We start from the raw sequence: 25,821 nt of genomic DNA on the forward strand, positions 1-25,821 counted from the left end.
CTATGATATTCAAAAGAAAGCATATAGCAATGACTTACACGTGAATCTACAACAGTTTGTTCATGACGTCGCCAATTTGTATGCTCGAAGCAAGGTTTGCTTGGTCAATTGTCAGATCTGCTTCATGTTCGTATACCCGAGAGACGGTAAGGGTAATTTCGCTCTGAGATACTTTATTGCGCGGTAACCCATTTTGGTCAATGAAAGATGCCGTGTGCCACAATTGCAGCTTGTCACCCTTTTGTACGCCATGTATGCGACCAAGATCCATTGTCACTGTATTACCAAATACGGCAACCACCTCTGGAAGCGTGATTTTGCAAGACAGCTCTGATTCTAAATCCAACATAATGTTGCGGCTAACGCGTAGCATCATTTCACCATAAGTTGATGCCCAGAAGCGTGCACTTCGTGTATCAACCTGGCTTGTTTTCGCGAATGGCCATTTTGCTACTTCGCGATAATTCTTGTTATAAACTTCATGTCCCGTTTTACCATCGTAGACTTGCATCTCCAAAGCAAACTGACGATTGATGATATCGTCCTTTAGTAACTTTGATTCAACAGTGGCGGTCAAATCGGTAATAACACCACCGATGATGTACTGCGAACCAGTATCTTGAGCGATCATTTTTACGCGCTCTGGGTAATTCTTATCGATAGCATAGTCAGTTGTCCCCACCGAGACAAAGCTGCGCGATGTTTGCTCGAGTTGTCGATCAACTACATGGCTGAAATCATCACCAACACGGTAGATTTGTCCCATGACAGCTTGTTGTGGGGAAGCAACATCAATATTACCTACGAGGACCGTCTTCTTGTATTGATCAACGTGGCAACCCGTTGCCGATGGATAGATATCAACGCGGATCTTTAGCTCCATCTTGCCACCACGTTTACGCTCTGATTCCACCAATATGTAGCGTACTTCATGGTTTGTGAACTGATATTCTCTGCGGCTCTCTTCTAATAAAGGCATTAAGTTACTGATGCTACCAATATCTGCACCTGAGAAGTTGACGGCTTTAAACAGAGCATCTTCCAACGCGTGTAATCTAGCCGCTTCTTCAGAAGAAACGATCGTGGCAACGCCTGTAACTTCATACCAAGACGCGATAGCTCGAAATGGCATGATCAAGACAAAAGCGGTTGATATTAGGCTTAAAACTATTTTTTTCATTGTGTTTGACCGTTCAGGTATAAATATTGCATTAACAATTTCAGTAACGTATTGGTGGTTTTTCTTTAGTTCAGCAAACAGAAGAAAGCAAAGACTGTTCCAGTATTACATTTCTTTCTAAATGAAGTGACAGAGAACAGTGACACCCAAGATTATCTGGAGAACGAAACCATGAAGAAATGGCTTATTGCAATATCGATGATGACGTTGTTAACATCGTGTGCATATGCACCCATATATAATGGTAAAGAACCATATTCTGGTAGCCAATTCATGTTAATGGATAGCCCTCGCCATACGATGGACTTTTTTATCGAAAGCATGACTGAAGATTTAATGGTATCAAATGTGGCGGTTTCATCACGGACGCCAATTGCCATTACATCCTTCGTCGATCTACAAAATTTGGATGCAACTAATTGGTTAGGTAATTCGGTATCAGAAGGCTTTATTCACCAGTTTCAACGTCGTGGTTTTAAAGTGGTCGACTTCAAAACGACGGGATCGATTCAAGTGACGCAGCAAGGCGATTTTGCACTGAGTCGAGATTGGCAAGAGCTTGCGCAAGAACAACAAGTTCAGTATGTGCTTACTGGTACCATGCTACGCCAAGAAGGTGGTGTATTAGTTAATGCGCGTGTTGTGGGGATGCAAAGCCGTGTTGTTGTGGCAACAGCTCAAGGCTTTTTACCGGCCGACCGTATTGGTCGTGATTTAGATACGTTAAACAGCATTCGTACCCAAGATGGCGTTCTGATTCGTTCTGACCCAACTATTCGTCAGCCTTACACTGTGATTCTCCGCCCGTAGGAAACCGAAATGAACAAGTTATTATTTATTATCGCGACATTGGTGCTGGTGGGTTGCCAGCCTTTACAGCAAATGCGCCAAGATGAAATTTTGGTAGCGGTCGGTTATGCAAGTGTTAGTGAGCAAACAGGGCGTACTATTGAAGAGAAACGTGTTCGTGCGATGCGTGCCTCCAAAATTGATGCGTATCGCGAGCTTGCAGAGCAGGTTTACGGCATGCGCGTGAGTGGTCGTGCTGAGCTAGAAGATCAAAGATTGGGTGTCGAGAGTACCTCAGGTGCGGTTGATGGCGTTATTCGTGGTGCCGAAGTAGTGCGTAGTTACCTTGTTGAAGATAGTTACGTAACAGAGCTTCGCCTTGATATCCGTAAGATGGATAAGCTACGTGACTATGGAGAAGTACAACAAGTTCCTGAGAAGCGTCAGCAGACCTTGTTTTAATTGAAACAAGCTTTGTTTATCAGATAATCTTAGCGGGCGGCTGATTGGCAACAATCGGTCGCTTTTTTATAGGCGACATTCTGAGTTGTTGTAGCCATTGGTTAGGTAAGAATTTGGGTGGTTTAGGCTTTGATATTGGTGCCTAGCGTGGAGATAGTGTGAGTCTTACCCCCAGCATTGTAAGTCATACCTACTTTACCGTGGGTACGTTGGAGCATGTTGTTGAGTTTGTTGTAGCTAGATTGTGCTCGGTTAAGAGACTCTCCATTTACGTGGTTCACTTGCTGGCAGTCTAAGACTATCGACTGTATTTGTTTGACCGTTTGGCTTAGCTGTTCATCTTCGGTAAGTTGATTGACATGCGGGTGAGAGGCAATACGCTGATCGGTTGTACGAAGTTGATCAATGAGGGTCATTTTTTCTTTGGCAACTTTTTCGATATCAGCAGATACACGAGAAGCAATTGCACGTGTTTCTTGCTGAAGTACTTGAGATAAAGCTTTCGCGTTCTCAAGTTGGAAATTAACCAAATCGACGAGTGCTGCCATACTGGAGTTACCTTACAAACTAAGCCAGTTAACCTTCGGCTTTTAGCTCATTTTCAAACTTGATCATGTTGTCAGCTAATTTCTCAGGATCAACTTTGTATGAACCATTAGCAATCGCATCTTTGATCGCAGCAACTTTAGCGCTATCGTACGCTGGCGAAGCTGCGAGGTCTTGATGCATTTGGCTTACAGCTTTGCCTTGCTTGCTAAGTGATACTGCGTCTTGAGCCACAGTGGATTTTTTCGATTCTGTACTTGTGGTGGTACTAGAATCGCTACGTGCTGGAGTACGACTTGTTGTCGTCATTATTTGTCCAGAACGTATGTTGTCTATACCTGCCATATATCAACCTTTTAGTCATGTCGTAGTATTGGTATCCACACTATCGACCGGAGCGTGTAAAACTTTAGCTTTTTTTTGCGCTATATTTGCACGGTTTGTTGCTAACGAATAGTGGCAGATTTCGGTTTAAAATGTAACCGTTATTTCTGCTGCATTAGTTACTATTCCCTCAATTATACGCTGAGACTTATCGTTTTTCACTCTCACTTGATCTCCGGTTCCACCATCTTGCAGTGAAGTACCTTGAGTGGTGATCGTCATTCCTGACTTTACTGCTCTAATGGTTACTTTTTCGTTTCGGCATACCACACAAATATCGTTACGTTCTACCACATCTCCTAAGCGAACGTTACGTTTTAGTTTGGCTCCAACAACTTGGCTAGGTTCAGAAAAGCCTTCTTTCCTAAATCTCTGAAGTTCGATCATTGTGATCCTAACGTCCGATAAGGAGATCATTTCCCCCCGAGCTAAAGGCCGAGCAGAGACGACCATCGGGATTGAAACTGACAGTCGAACTGGAACGTACACTTTCCAATCATCGGTAGGGCACTCAACAAGAACGTTGATATTGCTTCTTGTGCTACTTGTCGAAGAGGCAGAGGTCGCGAGCGGCTCGGGGCAGTCTGTTGCTTTGATACGTTGATCAATATTTGCCGCATTAACACTTAAATTCCCTCCCTCTGGGTGGGGAACCGTTGTTAGAATATGGTTCTCTGCCGCTACTTTTATCTGCTCGATCTGATTTTCTGTCGCTGAATGCGCAAAAAAACTAAACATAATGAGTAAAATGCCGATAGACTTAGCGAGATTTGTATAGAACACTCTACATATATTCATAGAAATTGGTATCCAACTAGTATTAAAATACGCCATACTGTTTTTTTGGTATCGTGCTGCCAGATGTAGAGTATCATTTAAAACCAAAAAGTTTGAGATGGAGATGAGCATATGACGGGGATTCTTGATTCGGTGAATCAACGTACGCAACTCGTCGGCCAAAACCGATTGGAGCTATTGACCTTTCGGCTAATGGGACGACAGCGTTACGGCATCAACGTATTTAAAGTAAAAGAAGTACTACAATGCCCTAAGTTGACTTCTATGCCAAACCTACACCCGCTGGTTAAAGGTGTCGCTCATATCCGTGGCCATACAGTGTCGGTTATTGATTTGAGCTTGGCTATCGGCGGTCGCCCAACCACTGATATTGAAAAATGCTTTGTTGTTATTGCAGAGTTTAACCGCACGATTCAGGCGTTTTTGGTGACTTCAGTTGAACGAATCATCAATATGCACTGGGAAGCGATTTTGCCGCCACCTGATGGTGCGGGCAAAGCAAATTATCTAACAGCTGTGACCAATATCGATAATGAGTTGGTTGAGATTCTTGATGTTGAGAAGATTCTTGCTGAGATCGCGCCTGTTGATGAAACAATGGATAGCACTATCGGTGAAGAGATTGCTCAAGCAGAGCAAGAGAAAGCAATTGTACGTCGAATCCTGATTGCTGATGATTCTACAGTGGCACGTAAGCAGGTTGAACGTGCAATTACTTCAATTGGATTTGAAGTCGTATCAGTCAAAGACGGTAAAGAAGCGTATAATAAGTTGATTGAGATGGCTCAGCAGGGCAGTATTTACGATCAAATATCTTTGGTTATTTCTGATATTGAAATGCCTGAGATGGATGGCTATACGCTGACTGCGGAAATTCGTCGCAATGCTGATCTTAAAGATCTTTATGTAATTCTCCACTCTTCACTAAGTGGAGTATTCAACCAAGCGATGGTTGAGCGTGTTGGCGCAAACTCTTTCATTGCGAAATTTAACCCGGACGAATTAGGTAACGCGGTTAAATCTGCTTTAACTAAGTAAAAGAGACATTAATGACTGCTATTACAATCAGTGATCAAGAGTATCGTGACTTTAGCCGTTTTCTAGAATCACAATGCGGTATTGTGTTAGGTGATAGTAAGCAGTATCTAGTGCGTAGTCGTTTGAGCCCTTTGGTGACAAAGTTCAAGCTAGCGTCACTTTCTGATCTGCTTCGTGATGTAGTGACTGGACGTAATCGTGAGTTACGTGTGGCTGCTGTAGATGCCATGACAACCAATGAGACATTGTGGTTCAGAGATACTTACCCGTTCACGGTTTTAGCTGACAAATTATTGCCTGAAGTGGCGGCGAACAAACGCCCAATAAAAATCTGGTCGGCAGCAAGTTCATCAGGTCAAGAGCCATATTCGATGGCTATGACGGTATTGGAAACTCAGCAACGCAAACCCGGTTTGTTGCCTAGTGTTTCTATTACAGCAACCGATATCTCAGCGAGCATGCTTGATATGTGCCGCACAGGCGTATACGACAACTTGGCTTTGGGACGAGGACTCTCACCGGAGCGTCGTCGCAACTTCTTTGAAGATGCTGGCGATGGTCGTATGAAGGTTAAAGATAACGTTAAGCGATTAGTCAACTTCCGACCGCAGAACTTAATGGATAGCTATGCCTTACTTGGTAAGTTTGACATTATTTTTTGTCGCAACGTACTAATCTACTTCTCTCCAGAGATGAAGTCTAAGGTTCTGAACCAAATGGCCAATAGCTTGAACCCTGGTGGTTACTTGCTGCTTGGCGCGTCAGAGTCGTTAACCGGTTTAACGGATCGATTTGAAATGGTGCGTTGTAATCCAGGCATCATTTACAAACTAAAATAGCGGACTGCTTTAATACTTATTAAGCCTGACTTTTTGTCAGGCTTTTCTTTTTCTAGTGTTTCATCTTCTTCTTTCCATTCTTTCCCGCGTTTTGATCTTATGCATAGGGTTCTTTTGCCTGTGCATGAATATAGGGTGTATATTTTTAGTGAGTTAGATTGATTAACTGACTTGATATGACATTTCATCATTCATTTTGGCTTGTTTATTGCAATCCATTACGTCGATAACCAAAGTGGCAAAACAGCATGTTATGCTTTTGGCACGCTAATTGCTTTTAAGTTATCAATAACGGTCAGTTCTTAATGTAGAGGCAAACATGGCTATATCTTTTGACAATGCACTAGGCATCCACCAATACACGGTGGGCGTACGTGAGCGCAACGCTGAGGTGATTTCCACCAATATCGCGCAAGCTAACACGCCTGGGTATAAATCAAGAGGTCTAGACTTTGCTAAGGAATTGCAGGCGGCAACTTCTGGGGCAAGCATTGGTCTTAGCCGCACAGATGGTCGGCACATTCCTGCCACTACTACGTTGGTCGGGGACAAGTTATATCGTTTACCTACTCAGCCAGATACGGGCGATGGCAACACGGTTGATTTGGATCTAGAGCGTAACTTGTTTATGCAAAACCAAATTCGACATCAAGCATCACTCGAATTTTTAGGTAGTAAATTTAAGAACTTAACCAAGGCAATCAAAGGGGAATAATTTAGATGAGCTTATTTAACGTTTTCAATGTAACAGGTTCTGCAATGAGCGCTGAGTCTGTTCGTCTAAATACAACTTCAAGTAACTTAGCCAATGCGGACAGTGTAAGTAGCTCAGCAAAAGATACTTACAAAGCCCGTCACGCTGTCTTTGGTGCCGAGTTAAGTCACGCGTTGCGAGGCGGTGATACTGTACCTGTTCAAGTTTTGGGTATTGTTGAAAGCGATAAACCTCTCAATGCGGAGTATAACCCTGATCACCCACTTGCAAATGACGAAGGCTATATCTATAAGCCAAACGTTAATGTGATGGAAGAAATGGCAAATATGATCTCTGCTTCTCGTGCGTACCAAACGAACGTGCAAGTAGCTGATTCAGGCAAACAAATGCTGCTGCGTACGCTGCAGATGGGTCAATAGGGATAAGGGGGTAGCGTATGGCCGGATTTAATAACGTTGGTCAAAGCGGCTTGTCCTATGTTGATCAGCTTAAGAGTTTACAAGAGAACAAAAAGCCTGACGAAACAACAGGTAAGCAGGATCTTAAACAAGAAGATTTCTTATCCCTGTTGACTAAGCAGCTTTCTCAGCAGGACCCTTTTAAGCCGGTTAGCAACGACCAGATGATTGCGCAAATGGCTTCATTTGCGACCGTAGATGGTATCGGCAAGATGAACTCTCAGTTTGAGAGCTTGAACTCGTCAATGACTTCTAACCAAGCGTTACAAGCTTCTTCATTAGTTGGGCGTGATGTATTGGTGCCTGGTGCCGCTGGTGTAAAAACAGATGATGCTGCAATGGCAGCAATGGTTAAGCTTCCTCAAGCTCTGGATAATCTATTTGTCCGTGTTGAGAATCAAGCTGGCCAACTGGTTCGTACCTTTGAGGTTGGTGCGAAGCCTGCTGGAGATACACGTGTGGTTTGGGACGGAAATGATGAAAACGGTAACCCGTTGCCTGCTGGCAAATACAATGTAAAAGCGTCTGGCTTGATTGAGGGAGAGTCACAAGAATTTCCTGTGTCAACATACGCGAATGTAAACAGTGTATTGCTTGGTAAGGGTGATGGTAACGTACTGCTCAACCTGGCTGGCTTTGAATCGCCAGTTCGACTTGCTGAAGTACTAGAGGTAGGCAAGGCGTAATTGAGCGTTAGCCAGATTAGGAGATTTTGAAATGTCATATGTATCTTTAAGTGGTTTGTCTTCAGCTCAGCTGGACTTAAACACTACCAGTAATAACATTGCTAACGCGAACACTTACGGCTTTAAAGAGTCTCGTGCAGAGTTTAGTGATGTATATTCTAATTCGCTATTTACCAATGCTAAAACCACACCTGGTGGTGGTGCTCAAGCAAACCAAGTAGCTCAGCAATTCCACGAAGGCTCAAGTATTTATACTAATAATCCAATGGACTTGCGTGTATCAGGTACTGGCTTTTTTTCGGTAGCGAAAGATCGCTTGATTCCGCAACAAAATGAGATGACACGAAATGGTGCATTTCATTTAAACAAAGACAACTACATGGTTACGGCGAATGATGAGTTTTTGCTTGGTTACCAAGTAAATCCTGAGTCAGGTGAAGTTTCATCTTATGAACCACAACCAATCAATATTCCGGCTGAATTCGGTAAACCGAAGCAGACCGCAAATATTGAGGTTGGGGTAAACTTGCCAGCAAATGGTGATCTTAAAGATCCAACTCAGTTTGATTTCTCAGACCCAGATACATATAACCGTTCAACGTCATCGACAATTTACGATTCCATGGGCCAATCTTACAAGTTGACTACGTATTACTTGAAAGATCAGACTCAGCCTAATACATGGCAAACCTACTATACCGTGACAGATAAAACGGGTGAGAAACCGTTAAGTGTTGCAAATGGTGATGCGACAACTCCTGGTGGTCACGTTGGCCATACTATGCGGTTTAACAATGACGGTACTTTGGCAAGTTTAAATAATGGCCAGCCAATAATCTCTGTTGGACTTGGGGACCCTGCGACTAACGGTTCACCTGTCGATCTTAACGGCGCTGATCCTGCTCAGACTCTGAACTTTGGTTTGGACTCAGCGACCCAATTTGCCGCACCATTTGAACTAACCAAGTTTGATGAAGATGGCGCAACAACGGGTTTCCTAACAAAGATCGATTTTGATGAAAACGGTAGTGTGCTAGGTACTTATTCTAACGGTGAAAATGTCACTTTAGGCCGTGTTGCACTTGTACGTGTACCTAACGAGCAAGGTTTGGATAAGAAAGGCGGTACTCAATGGGATTCAACACAGTTCTCTGGTGACAAGATCTGGGGTGAGTCAAACAAGGGCTCCTTCGGAACTATCGATAATGGTATGCTTGAGCAATCAAATATCGATATGACTCAAGAGCTTGTGGACCTGATTTCTGCTCAGCGTAACTTCCAAGCCAACTCGCGTGCGCTAGAAGTGCATAACCAGCTACAACAAAATATCCTGCAGATTCGCTAGAGCAGGATACTTTGTTTAATCAGACGTTACGTGCGTTTGCCGCTTCGTTTGATGACATCATGACATTCATCTGATGCTCAACCAGAATAAACCTCGATTCTGGTTGAGCATGCTTTGATCTCTCGTTTGCCGCTGTTGCCGCTAGGCGGATCAAAGTATTGCCTCTCTCTTGGTTGATTCATCCCGAATTGCCATCTGAAATTCTCATTTTATATTCAAGTTTTTGATTAATAACATTATTTTAATGTTGGCATAACTATTGCTTTTACTCCTTAGTACAGAGACTTTTGGAGTAATTTATGGATCGCGCACTGTTTCTCGCAATGAGTGGCGCTAAGCAGAATATGCAAGCCCTGCAATTGCGTGCTAATAACTTAGCTAACGTGAGCACAACAGGCTTTCGTGCTGATTTAGCACAAGCTCGTTCAATGCAAGCCTATGGTGAAGGCCACGCTTCACGTGTTTTTAGTATGACAGAACGGCCGGGGCATAACTTTGCTCAGGGCAGTGTGATTACTACCGGGCGCGACCTAGATATTACGGTTGAAGGCCAAGGGTGGATATCAGTTCTCGATCCGATGGGCAAAGAAGGTCTTACGCGCAATGGTAACCTGAAAGTTGATCAAAACGGCTTGCTAACCAATAGCTCGGGCCATGTTGTACTTGGTGAAAATGATGCGCCAATTACACTCCCTATACCATTATCCAAAATAGAAATTGGTCGTGATGGCACCATCTCTGTACTTCCACAAGGTGCTCCGGCTGAAGAATTAGAAGTGGTTGATCGTATTAAGTTAGTTCGTACTGACGATCAAGGACTTTTTAAAGATATCAATGGCTTATTTCGCCATAAAACTCCAAACCAACCTTACGAAGCAGACGCATCAGTAAGCATCCAAACAGGTGCGATTGAAGGTAGTAACGTCAATGCCGTAGGTGAGATGACCGCTTTGATTGATTTACAGCGTCAATTTGAAATGCAGGTCAAGATGATGAGCACAGCTGAAGAGATGGACAAGTCGTCCGATTCACTGCTTCGTATGAGTTAATTGAGTTAGAGGTTTACTATGCATCCAGCACTATGGGTAAGTAAAACAGGTCTAGACGCCCAGCAGACCAATATTGCAACCATTTCCAACAACTTGGCAAACGCCTCAACGGTTGGCTACAAAAAAAGTCGTGCCGTATTTGAAGATTTGTTTTACCAGAATATTAATCAACCAGGCGGTCAGTCCTCACAAAACACAGAATTACCAAGCGGCTTGATGCTGGGTGCTGGTTCTAAAGTGGTTGCTACTCAAAAAGTTCACACTCATGGCAATGCGCAAACAACTACCAACGCGCTAGATATGATGGTCGAGGGTGATGGCTTTTTCCAAGTGACTCTGCCTGACGGCAATATTGGTTACACGCGAAATGGCCAGTTCACCTTGAACGGTGAAGGTACATTAGTGACGTCGGGTTCTGGCTACCCTGTTGAGCCAGAAATTGTTATCCCAGAAGATGCGATCTCTATTACTGTTGGTACTGATGGCGAGGTATCTGTACGTGTTCGTGGTCAGCAAGATAACCAGGTCGTTGGCCAGTTAACTATTACAGACTTTGTTAACCCAGGTGGTCTAGAACCAATTGGCCAAAACCTTTACCTACCAACGGGAGCAAGTGGTGATCCTCAAGAGGGGGTTCCGGGTCTAGATGGCTTAGGTGAAATTCGTCAATCCATGCTAGAGGCTTCTAACGTGAACGTGACTGAAGAGTTGGTCAACATGATCGAAGCGCAGCGAGTTTATGAAATGAACTCTAAAGTTATCTCATCTGTCGATAAGATGATGAGCTTTGTCAACCAGCAACTATAACGACTAATTCGAATTGAGGGCCTTCAGATGAAACGTATCTCTCTCCTTACACTGATTTTAACCATGTCTGGTTGTTCAATGTTAGAGCCAATTGAAACGGATGAAGTATCGCAAGCGACAACGGTAGTTGATGCGGTTGAAGGTGATAAATCTCAAGATGAAAGTAATGGTCTGGTTGATACGCTAAGAGGTAGGACTGATCCTATAGCGGGTGATCCTGCCTGGGCACCGATTCACCCTAAACAAAAGCCAGAGCATTATGCAGCAGCAACAGGGTCGCTGTTTAGCGCAGACCACATTTCCGACTTGTACGATGACTCTAAGCCTCGTGGTGTCGGCGATATTATTACAGTCACCTTAGACGAGACAACCAGTGCAACGAAAAGTGCAAACGCAGATTTGTCTAAGTCTAACGATGCGACGATGGATCCTCTATCAGTGGGCGGTCAAGAGCTGCAAGTCGGTGGCAAATACAACTTTTCTTATGATTTAAGTAATAGTAATACATTTGCTGGTGATGCTTCTTCTAAGCAAAGTAATAGCATCAGTGGCTACATTACTGTTGAGGTGATTGAAGTTTTAGCTAACGGTAATTTGGTTATCCGAGGCGAAAAGTGGATGACTTTGAATACTGGCGATGAGTATATTCGTCTAAGCGGCACAATCCGTCCGGATGACATCAGCTTCGACAATACAATCGCATCTAATCGCGTTTCGAATGCGCGAATTCAATACTCTGGCACAGGAATCCAGCAAGATATGCAAGAGCCTGGATTTTTGGCACGATTCTTTAATGTATCGTTGTAACAAATGCAAAATTGACGGCAATTTGACTGCATAAGAAAGGTAATCATGAAAAGAATCGTACTACTGTTGATGAGTGTCGCTCTATTTTCGGCATCGACACAAGCTGCACGAATTAAAGATGTTGCACAAGTTGCTGGGGTACGTAGTAACCAGTTGGTCGGTTATGGTTTGGTTTCGGGGTTACCTGGTACAGGTGAGTCTAACCCTTTTACAGAACAAAGCTTTAATGCAATGTTGCAGAACTTTGGTATTCAATTACCACCGGGTACTAAGCCAAAAATCAAGAACGTTGCTGCCGTAATGGTGACAGCTGAACTGCCTCCATTTTCGAAACCTGGCCAACAAGTTGATGTGACGGTCTCTTCTATCGGTAGTGCGAAAAGCCTTCGTGGTGGCACGTTGCTACAGACCTTTCTTAAAGGCCTTGACGGGCAAGTTTATGCCGTAGCGCAAGGTAACCTAGTCGTGAGCGGTTTTAGTGCTCAAGGCGCGGATGGTTCCAAGTTAGTGGGTAATAACCCAACAGTAGGACTTATTTCTAGCGGAGCAATGGTTGAGCGTGAAGTCCCGACACCTTTTGGTCGAGGTGACTTTATTACCTTCAACTTATTGGATTCTGATTTTACTACAGCGCAGCGCATGGCTGACGCAGTGAACAACTTTTTAGGCCCTCAAATGGCAAACGCGGTTGATGCTACGTCAGTAAAAGTTCGCGCGCCACGTGATATTAGCCAGCGAGTGGCATTCCTCTCTGCGATTGAAAACCTTGAGTTTGATCCGGCAGATGGAGCAGCAAAAATCATTGTCAATTCTCGAACAGGTACCATTGTTGTTGGTAAGCATGTTCGACTTAAACCAGCGGCAGTGACTCATGGTGGAATGACCGTTGCAATTAAAGAGAACTTAAATGTAAGTCAGCCAAATGGTTTTTCTGGAGGACAAACCGTGGTTGTGCCTGATTCAGATATCGAAGTCACTGAAGAACAGGGAAAAATGTTTAAGTTCGAGCCTGGACTTACATTGGATGATCTTGTTAGAGCCGTGAATGAGGTCGGCGCTGCGCCTTCTGACTTGATGGCGATTCTACAAGCATTGAAACAAGCTGGTGCTATTGAAGGCCAGCTGATCATCATCTAATCGATTAGGGGGAAAACCATGGTGAACAATCCTAACGATATTGGCTTTATTCATGACATTAGCTCACTTGATACTTTGCGCCAAAAGGCCGTGAAAGAGGGCAAAGATGGTGAGCAAGAAGCGTTGCGCGCGGCAGCTCGTCAGTTTGAATCTATTTTCACCTCAATGATGTTGAAGTCGATGCGTGAAGCCAATGAAGGCTTTGAGTCTAACTTCATGAATAGCCAAAACGAAAAGTTCTACCGTCAAATGCTGGATGAGCAGATGGTGAGCAATTTAAGTGCGTCAGGCTCGATGGGACTCGCTGATATGATTGTTAAGCAATTAACGGTTGGTCAAGGTGACGACAAAACTGAAACGGCAATGCGCGATGCGGCCAACAATGCTGTTGAATATCGTCGCGTCGATCCGAAGAAAGCACGTGAAATAGAGCAGCGTCTAATAGAATCCGGTCAGTTATCGCGTCCAAGTTCAGAATCCGCACGCTTTGATACACCGGAGTCTTTTGTTAATTCAATGAAGCCATACGCTGATCGCGCAGCAAAAGCTTTGGGTGTTGAGCCATCTCTACTAATTGCACAGGCAGCGCTAGAAACTGGCTGGGGGCAAAAGATGGTTAAAAATGCTCGTGGTAGTAGTAATAACTTATTCAATATAAAAGCAGACAGAAGTTGGCAAGGGGATAAAGTTACTACCCAAACTCTGGAGTTTCATGATAACACCCCAGTAAAAGAGACCGCCGCTTTTCGCTCTTACTCAAGCTACCAAGACAGCTTTAATGACTACGTCCGTTTTTTAAACGACAACCCTCGCTATGAGACAGCACTTCAGCATCAAGGCAATTCAGAATCATTTATTCGCGGTATTCACAGTGCTGGTTACGCGACCGACCCAAATTACGCAGACAAAGTGCTGCAGGTGAAGCAAAAAATCGAAAGTATGTAATTTATAACGATTTTGAATGCACTCCTCCTCTTTGATAAGGCTTGCCATGGTGCAAGCCTTTCTTTTTCTTTCTGTTTGCCGTTTTGTCTATGCTGGCACGCCTTTTGCTAATCTTCTAATTAGGTGATTGGTCAATACCGATTTTATTTTGTTTGTTGGGGGCATTTATGGCGTCAGATCTGCTGAATGTAGGTACTCAAAGTGTACTTACCGCTCAGAGACAGCTAAATACCACAGGTCATAACATCTCGAATGTTAATACCGAGGGATATAGCCGTCAGTCTGTCATCCAAGGTACCAATGATCCTAGACAATTTGGTGGTTCGACTTATGGCATGGGCGTGCATGTGGAAAATGTTCGCCGCTCATGGGATGAATTTGCCGTTAAAGAGTTGAACCTGTCCACAACGAACTACGCGAATAAGCTAGATAAAGAAGCAGACCTCGATTTGCTTTCTAGCATGCTCTCATCTGTTGCCTCAAAGAAAATTCCAGAGAACCTTAACGAATGGTTTGACGCGGTAAAAACTTTAGCGGATACACCAAATGATATTGGTGCACGTAAAGTGGTACTTGAGAAAGCAAAACTGTTGAGTGAAACCTTAAATGGTTTTCATGAGACAGTTCGACAACAGTCTGACGTGACCAACCGTAAACTCGACATGGGTATTGAGCGTGTTAACCAGCTTGCTGTTGAGATTCGTGATGTACATCGATTGATGATGCGCTCGCCTGGTCCTCATAACGATTTGATGGACCAACATGAAAAGTTAATCAAAGAGTTATCTGACTATACCAAGGTGACAGTGACTCCGCGCAAGAATGCTGAAGGCTTTAATGTCCATATCGGTAATGGCCATACATTGGTATCTGGTACGGAAGCGAGTCAACTCAAAATGATTGATGGTTACCCTGATGTTCACCAGCGTCGACTGGCTATGGTTGAAGGTGGCGGAATAAAACCAATTAAATCAGATGACATAGATGGAAAAATAGGCGCCATGCTAAGTATGAGAGATGAGCAAATCCCATACATAATGGACGAGCTTGGTCGTCTAGCTACCGCATTTTCTCATGAAGTAAACCAGTTACAGAGCCAAGGGTTAGATCTATATGGCAACGTTGGTGAGCTGATTTTTACTGATGTAAACTCAGAATTGCTCGCAAAGTCGAGAGTGGTCACATCCGCTCAATCGACAGCTGATATGGCGGTTTATATCAATGATTTGAGCCAATTAAAAGGTGGTGAGTACGCATTACGTTACGACGGCAATAGCTATAGCATCACCAAGCCTAACGGCGAAACAGTGAAAGTTGATACAGATTCGTCAGGTAAAGCGTTTTATCTTGATGGCATGCGCGTCGAAGTTCGTAATGAGCCTAAAGTGGGTGAGCAAGTGTTAATTCGCCCAACCAGAAGCAGTGCTGCGCAGATTCAGATGGAAACTAACGATCCAAAGGCAATTGCGGCTCAAAGTTATGAAGCGTCCACGACCTTTGCACAAGGCAAAGCCACATTCGAAATTGTCGATGCTGGTGACCTGCGTGAATTTGAGGTCGTTGTTTCTCCGATGGGAGACCAATTTGCTGTAACAGATACCAGCGGCAATGTTGTGATGCCACCTCAGGCGTATCCACCATCAGGTCCGGTATCAGTAACATTACCGCCAGAACATCCGCTCTATAAAAATGGCTCGGCAACAGTATTTGAGCTGTCGTCTGGCGCTATAGCGAATGATAAATTTACGGCAAACCTCGTTCCTTCAGAGGGTGATAACGGTAACTTGAGGAAAATGCTTCATATTCAAACAGATAAAAAAATGGATGGCAAAGAAGCGACCATTTTGAATATCTATCAAAATTTGAATACCAACGTTGGACTTAAAGCCTCTACAGCAAGTCGCTTGTCTGATGTTGCTCGTCTAGAAAACGAATCTGCTCAAGAGCGATTAGCGTCTATTTCCGGTGTAAATCTGGATGAAGAAGCTGCGAATATGATGAAGTTTCAACAAGCGTATATGGCCTCCTCACGCATTATGCAGGCGGCAAACGATACGTTTAATACCATTCTTCAGTTGCGATAGGAGGAGAGAATAAATGTTAACTCGAATTTCTAGCTTCCATAACTATCAATCAGTGCAGAATGATCTTCGTCGTCAAGAAAACAAAGTTCATCATAATCAAGAACAATTAGCATCCGGTAAGAAGTTAACTAAACCGAGTGATGACCCACTAGCGACTCACTACATCCAAAGTATTGGTCAGCAAGAAGAGCAACTAAAACAGTATTTGGATGCCATTGTTTTAGTGCGTAATAGACTCGAGCATCATGAGGTTACTATCGCTAACTCCGAGCAGTTTGCCGACGATGCTAAGCGCTTAAGTATGGAAATGATCAACGGTGCGATGTCGCCAGAAGATCGTGAGGCAAAAAAGCGAGAGTTGGAAGAAGTCTCCAATAACTTCCTCGCTTTAGTTAACTCCCAAGATGAAGCAGGCAACTACGTTTTTGCTGGCACCAAGCCGAAAAACCAACCTTTTTTCCGAGACTTTGATGGCACGGTCACATATACCGGTGATGACTATCAAAGGAAAATGCGCATTTCGTCGAACATAGAAATGGCAACGAGTGATCCTGGTAGTAAGCTATTCATGGATATTCCTAACCCGTTTGGTGACTTTGAGCCTAAATACGAGTTGCAGGAAGGATCTGAGCTTTTACTAAGCAGCGCAACAACTCGCTCAAGAGATGAATCCAATTTCAAACTCACTTTTGTTGATATGAGCAATGGTAAATTTGGTTATCAATTGGAAAAGAACGGAAGTGTTGTGCAAGTTGATGACTACTCACCAATTGATGGCATTAAATATGAAGGGGTGAGCATCCAACTGAAAGGGCAAGTCACTGCCGGAGACAGCATTACGATTGAGCCGCGCAAGACTTTTAGTATCTTCGATACATTCAGAGATACCGCTAAATGGTCTGATGAATCAGTTTCCGATGCCTCGGCAACAGCACAGCTTCATCAGATGACAGAAGAGTTTCAGGCGGCGTTTATTCATTTAAACAAAGCAAGAACCGATGTTGGTGCTCGACTGAGTACGCTAGATATTCAAGAGCAGAATCATGAAGACTTCAATCTCTCTCTGGCCAAATCAAAGAGTAATTTTGAAGACTTAGATTATTCCAAGGCTGTTATTGAATTTTCGGAAAACACAAGAGCACTGCAAGCATCGCAGCAAGCTTTTGGTAAGACGAAAGACTTAACGTTATTTAACTACATCTAAATATCGATGCGTGCAGCGGCGCTTCTCTCTATGCCTTATGTGCAATGCCTTAAGTGCGAGAGATAAATAAGCGGCATGTTATTTCCCAAAGCGGCAAAGTTTGGGGGAGGTTCATCAGGAATGATGTATTTGTTGGGATGGGCAATGCCACTCAACGTATTTTTTGGCGGAATTAATGGGGCTGGCTTTATTGTAACCCTATGCTGATAAAGGCTTTTGCTGATTTTGATTATTTTTTATTAAAGTTGGCATGTATATTGTATCTATGTGGTCAGAATAGATTTACGGATTCTAAACCTTGCCTAGTAGGCAGCTTTAGCAAGTAATTTTTACGGTCAGTGCTTTTCCAAATGAGAGTAAAGCTGGCCGCTTCGCAAAGCTTGCGAACTCAAAAGGAGAGCAAAATGGCTGTAACGGTTAGTACTAACGTTTCTGCGATGACCGCACAACGTTACTTAAATAAAGCGTCAAACGAACTCAATACTTCAATGGAGCGTTTGTCATCAGGTCATAAGATTAACAGCGCAAAAGATGACGCTGCTGGTCTACAAATTTCGAACCGTCTGACAGCTCAGTCCCGTGGTCTGGACGTGGCGATGCGCAACGCGAACGATGGTATTTCCATTGCACAGACAGCAGAAGGTGCAATGAATGAAGCGACATCCATCATGCAGCGTATGCGTGACCTTGCCATTCAGTCGGCAAACGGTACGAACTCACCAGCGGAAAGACAAGCAATTAATGAAGAGTCAAATGCACTTCAGGATGAGCTTAACCGTATCGCTGAAACCACATCATTTGGTGGTCGTCGTCTACTAAATGGTACATTTGGTGAAGCGGCATTCCAAATTGGTTCAAGTTCTGGTGAAGCTATGATTGTGGGGCTAACCAGTATTCGTGCGGACGATCATCGCATGGGTGGTACAACATTCCTGACTGAAAATGGTAAAGGTAAAGATTGGGGCGTCGCAGCAGATAAAGCTGACTTAAAGATTACTTTACCAGGCATGGGGCAGGATGAAGAAGGTAACACGGTTGACCTTGATATCGAAATCACAGCAAAGGCCGGTGACGACATTGAAGAGTTAGCGACATACATCAATGGTCAATCAGATTTGATCAACGCATCTGTCGGTGAAGATGGCAAACTACAAATTTTCATTGCAGAACCAAATGTACAAGGTGATATCTCAATTTCAGGTGGTCTAGCATCTGATCTAGGATTCACTGGTGAACCTATTGCAACCACAGTGCAAGATATCGATATGACGTCGGTTCAAGGTTCTCAGAATGCGATTGGTGTTTTGGATGCCGCACTGAAGTATGTGGATTCACAGCGTGCGGATTTAGGTGCGAAGCAAAACCGTTTAAGTCACAGCATTAACAACTTGGCTAACATTCAAGAAAACGTAGATTCTTCGAATAGTCGAATTAAAGATACAGATTTTGCGAAAGAAACGACGCAAATGACTAAAGCTCAAATTTTGCAACAGGCAGGGACTTCGATTCTTGCTCAAGCAAAGCAGTTGCCAAACTCTGCAATGTCACTATTGCAGTAGTTTATCTAGCCTGTACTCAATACATTCAGACGTGGATGGGAATACAGGCTTTTGGCAAGCGACTTTACAATAGAATGTGCGGCTCTCTCATCTCTCACCTGCCAATCATTTTCAATGTAAGGTTGCACCCGGTATGTCGGATATGTGTTCATTTCTCTTGATCTCCACATAGGCTCTGGCTACCAACCTAGCCCCGGTTCTCTCAAAGGAAAAGGGGCTTTCTTTTTCTTTCCTAGTGAACCAATTCTGGTGGTTCCTTTTCTTAATCGTATATTGATCATACCTAAGAGCCATTCTCGACGTATCTTATTAAAACTTTAGTGTTTTTTTTACTATTTTTTCAAAACTGTCGTTCGAATCTCGCATTGCTATTTTTCTCTTTTTTTTTCTAAAGCTTCTCAAATTGACGTCGTTATAAGGGTAACTTTGAGAGAACTATTTGGTTTTCCGAGACGTCGGAAACCGCTTTATCGGAAAATCAATTGGAGAAATCACCATGGCAGTGAATGTAAATACAAACGTATCGGCGATGACCGCTCAGCGTTACCTAAACAATGCAAACTCAGCTCAACAAACTTCAATGGAGCGCTTGTCTTCAGGCTTCAAAATCAACAGCGCAAAAGATGACGCTGCGGGCCTTCAAATCTCGAACCGCTTGAATGTTCAAAGCCGTGGTTTAGACGTTGCGGTGCGCAACGCGAATGATGGTATTTCAATTGCACAGACGGCTGAAGGTGCAATGAATGAGACAACCAACATCCTACAACGTATGCGTGACCTATCTCTACAATCTGCTAATGGTTCTAACTCTAAAGCGGAGCGTGTTGCGATTCAGGAAGAAGTAACGGCACTAAACGATGAGCTTAACCGTATCGCTGAAACGACATCGTTCGGTGGTAACAAGCTGCTAAACGGCACACATGGTTCGAAATCTTTCCAAATTGGTGCTGATAATGGCGAAGCAGTAATGCTTGAGCTAAAAGACATGCGCTCAGACAACAAAATGATGGGTGGCAGCAGCTACGTCGCTGAAAACGGTAAAGGTAAAGACTGGTCGGTTGCTGGCGACAAAGCAGACCTTACTATCTCGCTAAAAGACAGCTTTGGTGAAGAGCAAGAGTTCACTATCAACGCAAAAGCTGGCGATGATATTGAAGAAGTAGCAACTTACATCAACGGTCAAACTGACCTAGTGAAAGCATCTGTAGGTGAAGACGGTAAGCTACAAGTATTTGCGGGTAACAACAAAGTTGACGGCGAAGTGTCATTCTCTGGTGGTCTAGCTGGTGAGCTAGGCTTAGGTGAAGCTAAAGCAGTAACCGTAGATACGATTGACGTAACATCGGTTGCAGGCGCACAAGAGTCAGTAGCTATTGTTGACGCGGCACTGAAATACGTAGACAGCCACCGTGCAGAGCTAGGTGCTTTCCAAAACCGTTTCAACCATGCAATCAGCAACTTGGATAACATTAACGAGAACGTGAACGCATCGAAGAGCCGTATCAAAGATACAGACTTCGCGAAAGAAACGACTCAAATGACCAAGTCGCAAATTCTATCGCAAGCGTCAAGCTCAATTCTTGCGCAAGCGAAACAAGCGCCAAACTCAGCGCTAAGCTTACTAGGTTAGTCAACCTAATACGACGCGATACAAAAGCCAGGCTCGCCCCTGGCTTTTTGCTTATTCAAATTACGCACTAGACAGGCCGTATAGGGCGGGGACAAGGAGTTGGTATCGATTAGATGGTCTCTTTAAATACCAATGTTACTGCGATGATGACGCAGCGACACCTCGGTCATGCAACTGAGCAAAATATAGAATCGCAGCGTAATCTTACCTCGGGTTATCGGATTAATTCTGCCAGTGATGACGCTGCTGGTCTACAGATCTCCAATACTCTTAATGTCCAAACAAGAGGGTTGGATGTCGCCTTGAGAAATGCGAACGACGCATATTCGGTGGCGCAAACCGCAGAGGGGGCTTTGCATGAGAGTAGCGATATATTGCAACGCTTACGCTCTCTGGGGCTTCAAGCTGCAAACGGCAGTAATGATTCAAGTGACCGGCAAAGTATTCAATACGAGGTCGTAGCGCTACAAGATGAGCTTGATCGTGTTGCGATCACGACGACATTTGCGGATAAAAACCTGTTTGATGGATCTTACGGCTCACAAAGCTTCCATATCGGAGCAAATGCCAACTCAATCTCTTTGACACTGCGAAATATGCGCAGCCATATCCCGGAGATGGGAGGGCAGCATTATATCGGTGATGCAGTCGAGAAAGATTGGCAAGTCTCCAAAGGTAATCAAACTCTCAAGTTTGAATACCAAGACAGCGAAGGGCAAACCCAAACAGAATCTATTAGGCTCAAACGAGGAGACCGCATCGAGCAAGTGGCCACTTACATCAATGCGCAGCAATCGATAGTGAGTGCCTCAGTGACTGAAAACAATGAACTGCAATTCTTTTCCTCGACGCTGAATGCGCCAGAAGGTGTGGAACTAAAGGGCAGTTTAGTGGATGAGCTTGATGTTACTGCTGGTGGGTTAGTCACAATGGACGACATCGATATGTCGACTGTCGGCGGAGCACAGCTTTCGGTTGGCGTGATAGATGCGGCAATTAAGTACGTTGACTCGCATCGAAGTGAAATAGGCGGCTTTCAAAACCGGGTTAGTGGCACTATGGACAACCTCAATACCGTCAATCGCAGTGTGACTGAATCTAAAGGGCGGATACGAGATACTGACTTTGCTCGAGAATCGACAGAGATGGTACGTTCACAAGTGCTGCAAGACGCAACGACAGCATTGTTGGCTCAAGCGAAACAGAGACCTAACTCGGCACTTGGCTTGCTCAGTTGAACGAGGTTCAGCGATAGAAATCGTTCGGAAGTAAAAGTTTCAGGTAATAAAAAACGCTGCCGTTGGCAGCGTTTTTTTCGTGTTAGGTTAAGTAATAATTACTTAGTTACACGTAGAACTGGAGTTTCACCAACAGTTACAGAACCAGAAAGCTTGTTCAGCTCTTTGATTTCGTCCATGTTAGAGATAACAACTGGAGTTAGCGTTGATTTCGCTTTCTCTTCTAGAAGAGCTAGGTCGAATTCAATTACAGTGTCGCCAGCTTTAACAGTTTGACCTTCTTCTGCGATACGCTTGAAGCCTTCGCCTTTCAGTTCAACAGTGTCGATACCGAAGTGAACGAATAGCTCAACACCGTCGTCAGATTCGATAGAGAACGCGTGGTTCGTTTCGAAGATCTTACCGATAGTACCGTTTACAGGAGCTACCATTTTGTTACCAGCAGGTTTGATAGCAATACCATCACCAACGATTTTCTCAGCGAAAACAACATCTGGCACATCTTCGATGTTCACGATCTCACCAGAAAGTGGTGCGATGATTTCGATTGCACCTGCGTCAGCGCTGTCGTCAGATACTAGCTTCTTAAGTTTGTCAAACAGACCCATTGTGTCATGCTCCTAACGTTTTATTTAATTCTGTCGAATTATAGTATACCAATCTTTCGAGATAGACGACTTTTTTTAACCGCCTATCTCATTGGAATTAGTTGATTATTGAGTTTTCTCTGCAATGAACTTTTCTACAACTGCTTCGATTTCTGCTGCTGTTGGTAGAGAAAGTGCTTCTTCAGCCATTGCTTTCACTTCTGCGAAGTTAGAGTTACGGATAACTTTCTTCACTTTAGGGATAGAGATACCGCTCATTGAGAACTCGTCTAGACCCATACCTAGAAGTAGAAGTGTTGCACGCTCATCACCTGCTAGCTCACCACACATACCAGTCCACTTACCTTCAGCGTGAGAAGCGTCGATAACTTGCTTGATCACAGTAAGTACAGCTGGTGATAGTGGGTTGTATAGGTGAGAAATCATCTCGTTACCACGGTCAACCGCTAGTGTGTACTGAGTTAGGTCGTTTGTACCAATAGAGAAGAAAGATACTTCCTTCGCTAGGTGGTGTGCGATAGCTGCTGCAGCTGGAGTTTCAACCATTACACCGATTTCGATGTTTTCGTCGAATGCATGACCTTCAGCGCGTAGTTCTGCTTTGTACTCTTCGATCGCTTTCTTAAGCTCACGGATTTCTTCTACAGAGATGATCATTGGGAACATGATACGCAGTTTACCGTGTGCAGATGCACGTAGGATACCACGTAGCTGGTCACGTAGGATTTCACGACGATCCAAGCTGATACGTACTGCACGCCAGCCTAGGAACGGGTTCATCTCTTTTGGAAGATCCATGTATGGAAGATCTTTGTCGCCGCCGATATCCATAGTACGGATGATCACAGACTCACCGTTCATCGCTTCAGCAACTTCTTTGTAAGCTTGGTATTGCTCTTCTTCAGTTGGAAGTGCATCGCGGTCCATGAACAGGAATTCAGTACGGTACAGACCAACACCTTCACCACCGTTACGGATGATACCGTCACAGTCTTTAACCGTACCGATGTTACCGCAAACTTCAACGCGGTGACCGTCAGTTGTCTCAGCGTGTAGGTCTTTTAGCTTCGCTAGCTCTTCTTTTTCAGCGATGAATGCAGCTTTAACTGCTTTCGCTTCTTCTAGTTCAGCGTCAGATGGGTTGATAACGATCTTGTTGTTCATCGCGTCAAGAATCAGCATATCGCCGTTCTTAACTTGTTTAGTGATGTCGTTAGTACCAACGATAGCTGGAAGCTCAAGAGAGCGAGCCATGATTGAAGTGTGAGAAGTACGACCGCCGATGTCACAAGCAAAACCAAGAACGTAGTCTAGGTTAATCTGTGCAGTTTCAGATGGTGTTAGGTCGTAAGCTACTAGGATAACTTCTTCATCGATGTCGCTTAGCGAAACGATGTTGATGCCTAGAGCGTTCTTAACAAAACGAGAACCGATATCGCGAATGTCAGTAGCACGTTCTTTTAGGTATTCATCATCTAGAGACTCAAGAGCACATGCTTGCTCTTCGATCACAGAGTGAATCGCGTGATCAGCAGTCATCTTGTCGTTTTTGATAAGTGCTAGGATTTCCTCTTCTAGCTCTTCGTCTTCAAGAAGCATGATGTGACCTTCAAAGATCGCTTCTTTTTCTTCGCCGAAAGTTTCAAGCGCTTTTTGCTTGATAGTTTCTAGCTGAGCTGCAGATTTGTTACGTGCGTCAAAAAAACGTGCAACTTCTGCTTCTACTTGATCGTCAGAAATAGTGTTTGTGTTTAGGACAATTTCATCTTCTTGAAGTAGTAGTGCTTTACCGATTGCAATACCAGGAGATGCTAGGATGCCTGAAATCATAGCCTTACCTTAAGTTGGTCAACTTTATAAAACGGGAGAATAATGGGTGCGCTAACGAATAGTATTAGCTTAGTTTTGAGCCTATTTCCAACGAAGCCATTTTGCTTTCACAAAATGGCTTCTGAAATAGGAGACCGAATTAGTGTAGTTGGTCCATTAGAGCAACTAGGTGGTCAACTGCTTGCTGAGCTTGTGGGCCTTCAGCAGAGATAGTTACTAGAGTACCTTTTACTAGGCCTAGTGTTTGCAGCTTGAATAGGCTCTTAGCGCTAGCGCTTTTACCGTTAGAAGTCACAGTGATGTCCGCGTCGAATGCTTTAGCTTCTTTAACGAACTGTGCAGCTGGACGAGTGTGAAGACCGTTTTCTGCTGTGATTTCTACTTGCTTCTCGTACATGTGATATACCCCAATAAATGTATTTTTTTGTTAGTTTGTGACTGAGTTTTAGCTTAACTGCTTTACTTCTTGTGCGCTAGCACGGGAGAGTTCAAAGCGTGTCAGAACTGATACTAGTCAAAAGTTTGGTAATTACGCAACTGTTTGCGTGCACAATTACTTAGAAAACTTTTTGGTTTAGATTCTTTATTTTGAACCTAAAAATAAAACACCCTGATATTACCAAAGGTGAGGCAGGGATCAACAAAAAAGCCCCTGAACGGGGCTTTTTTAAACGAAAAATTGATTTGACCACATATTACTGTTGGTTCTCTTTCTCGGTAAAGATACCCGCAAATAGCGCGGTACTTAGGTAACGTTCACCAGAGCTTGGTAGAACCGTAACAATAGTTTTTCCTTCAAATTCAGGGAGTTCTGCAAGTCGATTTGCTGCTACTACCGCTGCGCCCGAAGAAATGCCAGCTAGGATACCTTCTTCTTCCATTAGGCGACGAGCCATCTCGATTGCTTCTTCAGAAGTGACTTGCTCAACGCGGTCTAGAAGTTCTAAATCTAAGTTACCAGGGATGAAACCTGCGCCGATACCTTGGATTTTGTGTGGTGCTGGTTGGATTTCTTCACCTGCTAGCGCTTGGGCAATCACTGGTGATTCAGCTGGCTCTACTGCCACAGAAGTGATGGCTTTGCCTTTTTCGCCTTTGATGTAACGGCTTGTACCTGTGATAGTACCACCCGTACCTACACCCGCTACGAATACATCGATTTCACCGTCTGTTGCTTCCCAAATCTCAGGGCCAGTCGTCTTCTCGTGGATTTCTGGGTTAGCTGGGTTGTTGAACTGTTGTAGGAGAAGGTATTTGTCTGGGTTGCTTGCTACGATTTCTTCCGCTTTAGCAATCGCACCTTTCATGCCTTTTGCTGCTTCTGTTAGTTCTAGATTTGCACCTAGTGCTTTTAGAAGTTTGCGGCGTTCAAGACTCATTGACTCTGGCATGGTTAGCGTTAGCTTGTAACCGCGAGCGGCTGCTACGAATGCAAGCGCAACGCCTGTGTTACCACTGGTCGGCTCTACTAGCTCAACACCCGGCTTAAGCGTGCCAGCTTTTTCCGCTTCCCAAATCATGTTGGCACCAATACGGCACTTAACGCTGAAGCTTGGGTTACGTGCTTCGATTTTCGCTAGAACTTTGCCTTTGCTCACTTTATTAAGGCGAACTAGAGGAGTATTACCAATAGTAAGAGAGTTGTCTTCGTAGATCTTGCTCATAGTGATGTTCCTTCATTAC

Annotated in this window: 26 protein-coding genes; 18 read left to right on the plus strand and 8 right to left on the minus strand. The window is 44.0% G+C overall.

The features are described from left to right. Positions 1-46: 46 nt before the first annotated feature. On the minus strand, positions 47-1,180 hold the full coding sequence (locus tag J4N37_RS03635; protein WP_252041685.1) for a flagellar assembly protein FlgT: 1,134 nt from the start codon (positions 1,178-1,180) through the stop codon (positions 47-49). 171 nt (positions 1,181-1,351) lie between these two features. Between J4N37_RS03635 and J4N37_RS03640 the strand changes: the two genes are divergently transcribed. Continuing rightward, positions 1,352-1,990: a FlgO family outer membrane protein gene (locus J4N37_RS03640; RefSeq protein WP_038886580.1), complete on the plus strand. Its 639-nt coding sequence runs from the start codon at positions 1,352-1,354 to the stop codon at positions 1,988-1,990. Positions 1,991-1,999: 9 nt separating this feature from the next. Then, complete coding sequence (gene flgP / locus J4N37_RS03645; protein WP_010446688.1) at positions 2,000-2,431, plus strand: flagellar assembly lipoprotein FlgP; 432 nt, start codon at positions 2,000-2,002, stop codon at positions 2,429-2,431. Between the two features lie 122 nt (positions 2,432-2,553). On the opposite strand, the gene J4N37_RS03650 is transcribed toward flgP, so the two are convergent. From J4N37_RS03650 to flgA, 3 genes are all read right to left on the minus strand, one after another. Further along, on the minus strand, positions 2,554-2,979 hold the full coding sequence (locus tag J4N37_RS03650) for a flagella synthesis protein FlgN (RefSeq protein ID WP_010446689.1): 426 nt from the start codon (positions 2,977-2,979) through the stop codon (positions 2,554-2,556). Positions 2,980-3,007: 28 nt separating this feature from the next. Then, a complete protein-coding gene (flgM, locus tag J4N37_RS03655) occupies positions 3,008-3,322 on the minus strand; it encodes a flagellar biosynthesis anti-sigma factor FlgM (protein WP_010446690.1) in 315 nt (104 codons plus the stop codon). Between the two features lie 126 nt (positions 3,323-3,448). Further along, positions 3,449-4,195, minus strand: coding sequence for a flagellar basal body P-ring formation chaperone FlgA (gene flgA / locus J4N37_RS03660; RefSeq protein WP_038886578.1), 747 nt, complete (start codon positions 4,193-4,195; stop codon positions 3,449-3,451). 75 nt (positions 4,196-4,270) lie between these two features. Between flgA and J4N37_RS03665 the strand changes: the two genes are divergently transcribed. The 16 genes from J4N37_RS03665 to J4N37_RS03740 all read left to right on the plus strand — a co-directional run bounded on the left by J4N37_RS03665 (position 4,271) and on the right by J4N37_RS03740 (position 21,700). Continuing rightward, entirely contained in the window at positions 4,271-5,197 is a 927-nt protein-coding gene (locus tag J4N37_RS03665) for a chemotaxis protein CheV (protein ID WP_010446692.1), read from the plus strand. Between the two features lie 11 nt (positions 5,198-5,208). Beyond that, the gene (locus tag J4N37_RS03670) at positions 5,209-6,036 is read left to right on the plus strand and encodes a protein-glutamate O-methyltransferase (RefSeq protein ID WP_010446693.1); all 828 of its coding nucleotides are present in this window, start codon (positions 5,209-5,211) and stop codon (positions 6,034-6,036) included. 319 nt (positions 6,037-6,355) lie between these two features. Beyond that, entirely contained in the window at positions 6,356-6,751 is a 396-nt protein-coding gene (flgB, locus tag J4N37_RS03675) for a flagellar basal body rod protein FlgB (protein ID WP_010446694.1), read from the plus strand. A 5-nt stretch (positions 6,752-6,756) separates the two neighbouring features. Further along, positions 6,757-7,170 carry a flagellar basal body rod protein FlgC gene (gene flgC, locus J4N37_RS03680; protein ID WP_038886574.1) on the plus strand — a complete coding sequence of 138 codons (414 nt, stop codon included), beginning with the start codon at positions 6,757-6,759 and terminating at the stop codon, positions 7,168-7,170. 17 nt (positions 7,171-7,187) lie between these two features. Then, the gene (gene flgD, locus J4N37_RS03685) at positions 7,188-7,895 is read left to right on the plus strand and encodes a flagellar hook assembly protein FlgD (protein ID WP_010446696.1); all 708 of its coding nucleotides are present in this window, start codon (positions 7,188-7,190) and stop codon (positions 7,893-7,895) included. 31 nt (positions 7,896-7,926) lie between these two features. Beyond that, a complete protein-coding gene (gene flgE / locus J4N37_RS03690; RefSeq protein WP_010446697.1) occupies positions 7,927-9,240 on the plus strand; it encodes a flagellar hook protein FlgE in 1,314 nt (437 codons plus the stop codon). A 299-nt stretch (positions 9,241-9,539) separates the two neighbouring features. Beyond that, positions 9,540-10,289: a flagellar basal body rod protein FlgF gene (locus tag J4N37_RS03695; RefSeq protein ID WP_010446701.1), complete on the plus strand. Its 750-nt coding sequence runs from the start codon at positions 9,540-9,542 to the stop codon at positions 10,287-10,289. Between the two features lie 18 nt (positions 10,290-10,307). Beyond that, the gene (gene flgG / locus J4N37_RS03700) at positions 10,308-11,096 is read left to right on the plus strand and encodes a flagellar basal-body rod protein FlgG (RefSeq protein ID WP_005382032.1); all 789 of its coding nucleotides are present in this window, start codon (positions 10,308-10,310) and stop codon (positions 11,094-11,096) included. Between the two features lie 27 nt (positions 11,097-11,123). Beyond that, a complete protein-coding gene (gene flgH / locus J4N37_RS03705) occupies positions 11,124-11,903 on the plus strand; it encodes a flagellar basal body L-ring protein FlgH (RefSeq protein ID WP_171359203.1) in 780 nt (259 codons plus the stop codon). A gap of 45 nt (positions 11,904-11,948) precedes the next feature. Continuing rightward, positions 11,949-13,040, plus strand: a complete 1,092-nt coding sequence (locus J4N37_RS03710; RefSeq protein WP_010446716.1) for a flagellar basal body P-ring protein FlgI — start codon at positions 11,949-11,951, stop codon at positions 13,038-13,040. Positions 13,041-13,058: 18 nt separating this feature from the next. Further along, positions 13,059-13,985 (plus strand): flagellar assembly peptidoglycan hydrolase FlgJ, encoded by a 927-nt coding sequence (gene flgJ / locus J4N37_RS03715; RefSeq protein WP_252041686.1) that lies wholly within the window; start codon positions 13,059-13,061, stop codon positions 13,983-13,985. Positions 13,986-14,152: 167 nt separating this feature from the next. Further along, the gene (flgK, locus tag J4N37_RS03720) at positions 14,153-16,069 is read left to right on the plus strand and encodes a flagellar hook-associated protein FlgK (protein ID WP_071235550.1); all 1,917 of its coding nucleotides are present in this window, start codon (positions 14,153-14,155) and stop codon (positions 16,067-16,069) included. Between the two features lie 13 nt (positions 16,070-16,082). Then, positions 16,083-17,273: a flagellar hook-associated protein FlgL gene (gene flgL / locus J4N37_RS03725; protein WP_010446722.1), complete on the plus strand. Its 1,191-nt coding sequence runs from the start codon at positions 16,083-16,085 to the stop codon at positions 17,271-17,273. Between the two features lie 404 nt (positions 17,274-17,677). Further along, positions 17,678-18,832, plus strand: coding sequence for a flagellin (locus tag J4N37_RS03730; RefSeq protein ID WP_010446723.1), 1,155 nt, complete (start codon positions 17,678-17,680; stop codon positions 18,830-18,832). 496 nt (positions 18,833-19,328) lie between these two features. Then, positions 19,329-20,462: a flagellin gene (locus J4N37_RS03735; RefSeq protein WP_252041688.1), complete on the plus strand. Its 1,134-nt coding sequence runs from the start codon at positions 19,329-19,331 to the stop codon at positions 20,460-20,462. A 113-nt stretch (positions 20,463-20,575) separates the two neighbouring features. Then, positions 20,576-21,700, plus strand: a complete 1,125-nt coding sequence (locus J4N37_RS03740; RefSeq protein WP_252041689.1) for a flagellin — start codon at positions 20,576-20,578, stop codon at positions 21,698-21,700. A gap of 98 nt (positions 21,701-21,798) precedes the next feature. Here the strand turns inward: J4N37_RS03740 and crr are convergent, their stop codons facing one another. From crr to cysK, 4 genes are all read right to left on the minus strand, one after another. Then, on the minus strand, positions 21,799-22,308 hold the full coding sequence (crr, locus tag J4N37_RS03745; protein WP_005425608.1) for a PTS glucose transporter subunit IIA: 510 nt from the start codon (positions 22,306-22,308) through the stop codon (positions 21,799-21,801). Between the two features lie 105 nt (positions 22,309-22,413). Beyond that, positions 22,414-24,138, minus strand: a complete 1,725-nt coding sequence (gene ptsI / locus J4N37_RS03750) for a phosphoenolpyruvate-protein phosphotransferase PtsI (RefSeq protein ID WP_010446728.1) — start codon at positions 24,136-24,138, stop codon at positions 22,414-22,416. 139 nt (positions 24,139-24,277) lie between these two features. Beyond that, a complete protein-coding gene (locus J4N37_RS03755) occupies positions 24,278-24,535 on the minus strand; it encodes an HPr family phosphocarrier protein (protein WP_005436894.1) in 258 nt (85 codons plus the stop codon). 298 nt (positions 24,536-24,833) lie between these two features. Beyond that, positions 24,834-25,802 carry a cysteine synthase A gene (gene cysK, locus J4N37_RS03760; RefSeq protein WP_005436896.1) on the minus strand — a complete coding sequence of 323 codons (969 nt, stop codon included), beginning with the start codon at positions 25,800-25,802 and terminating at the stop codon, positions 24,834-24,836. Between the last annotated feature and the right edge of the window lie 19 nt (positions 25,803-25,821).

Source organism: Vibrio sp. SCSIO 43153 (assembly GCF_023716625.1).
Lineage (GTDB): Bacteria > Pseudomonadota > Gammaproteobacteria > Enterobacterales > Vibrionaceae > Vibrio > Vibrio rotiferianus.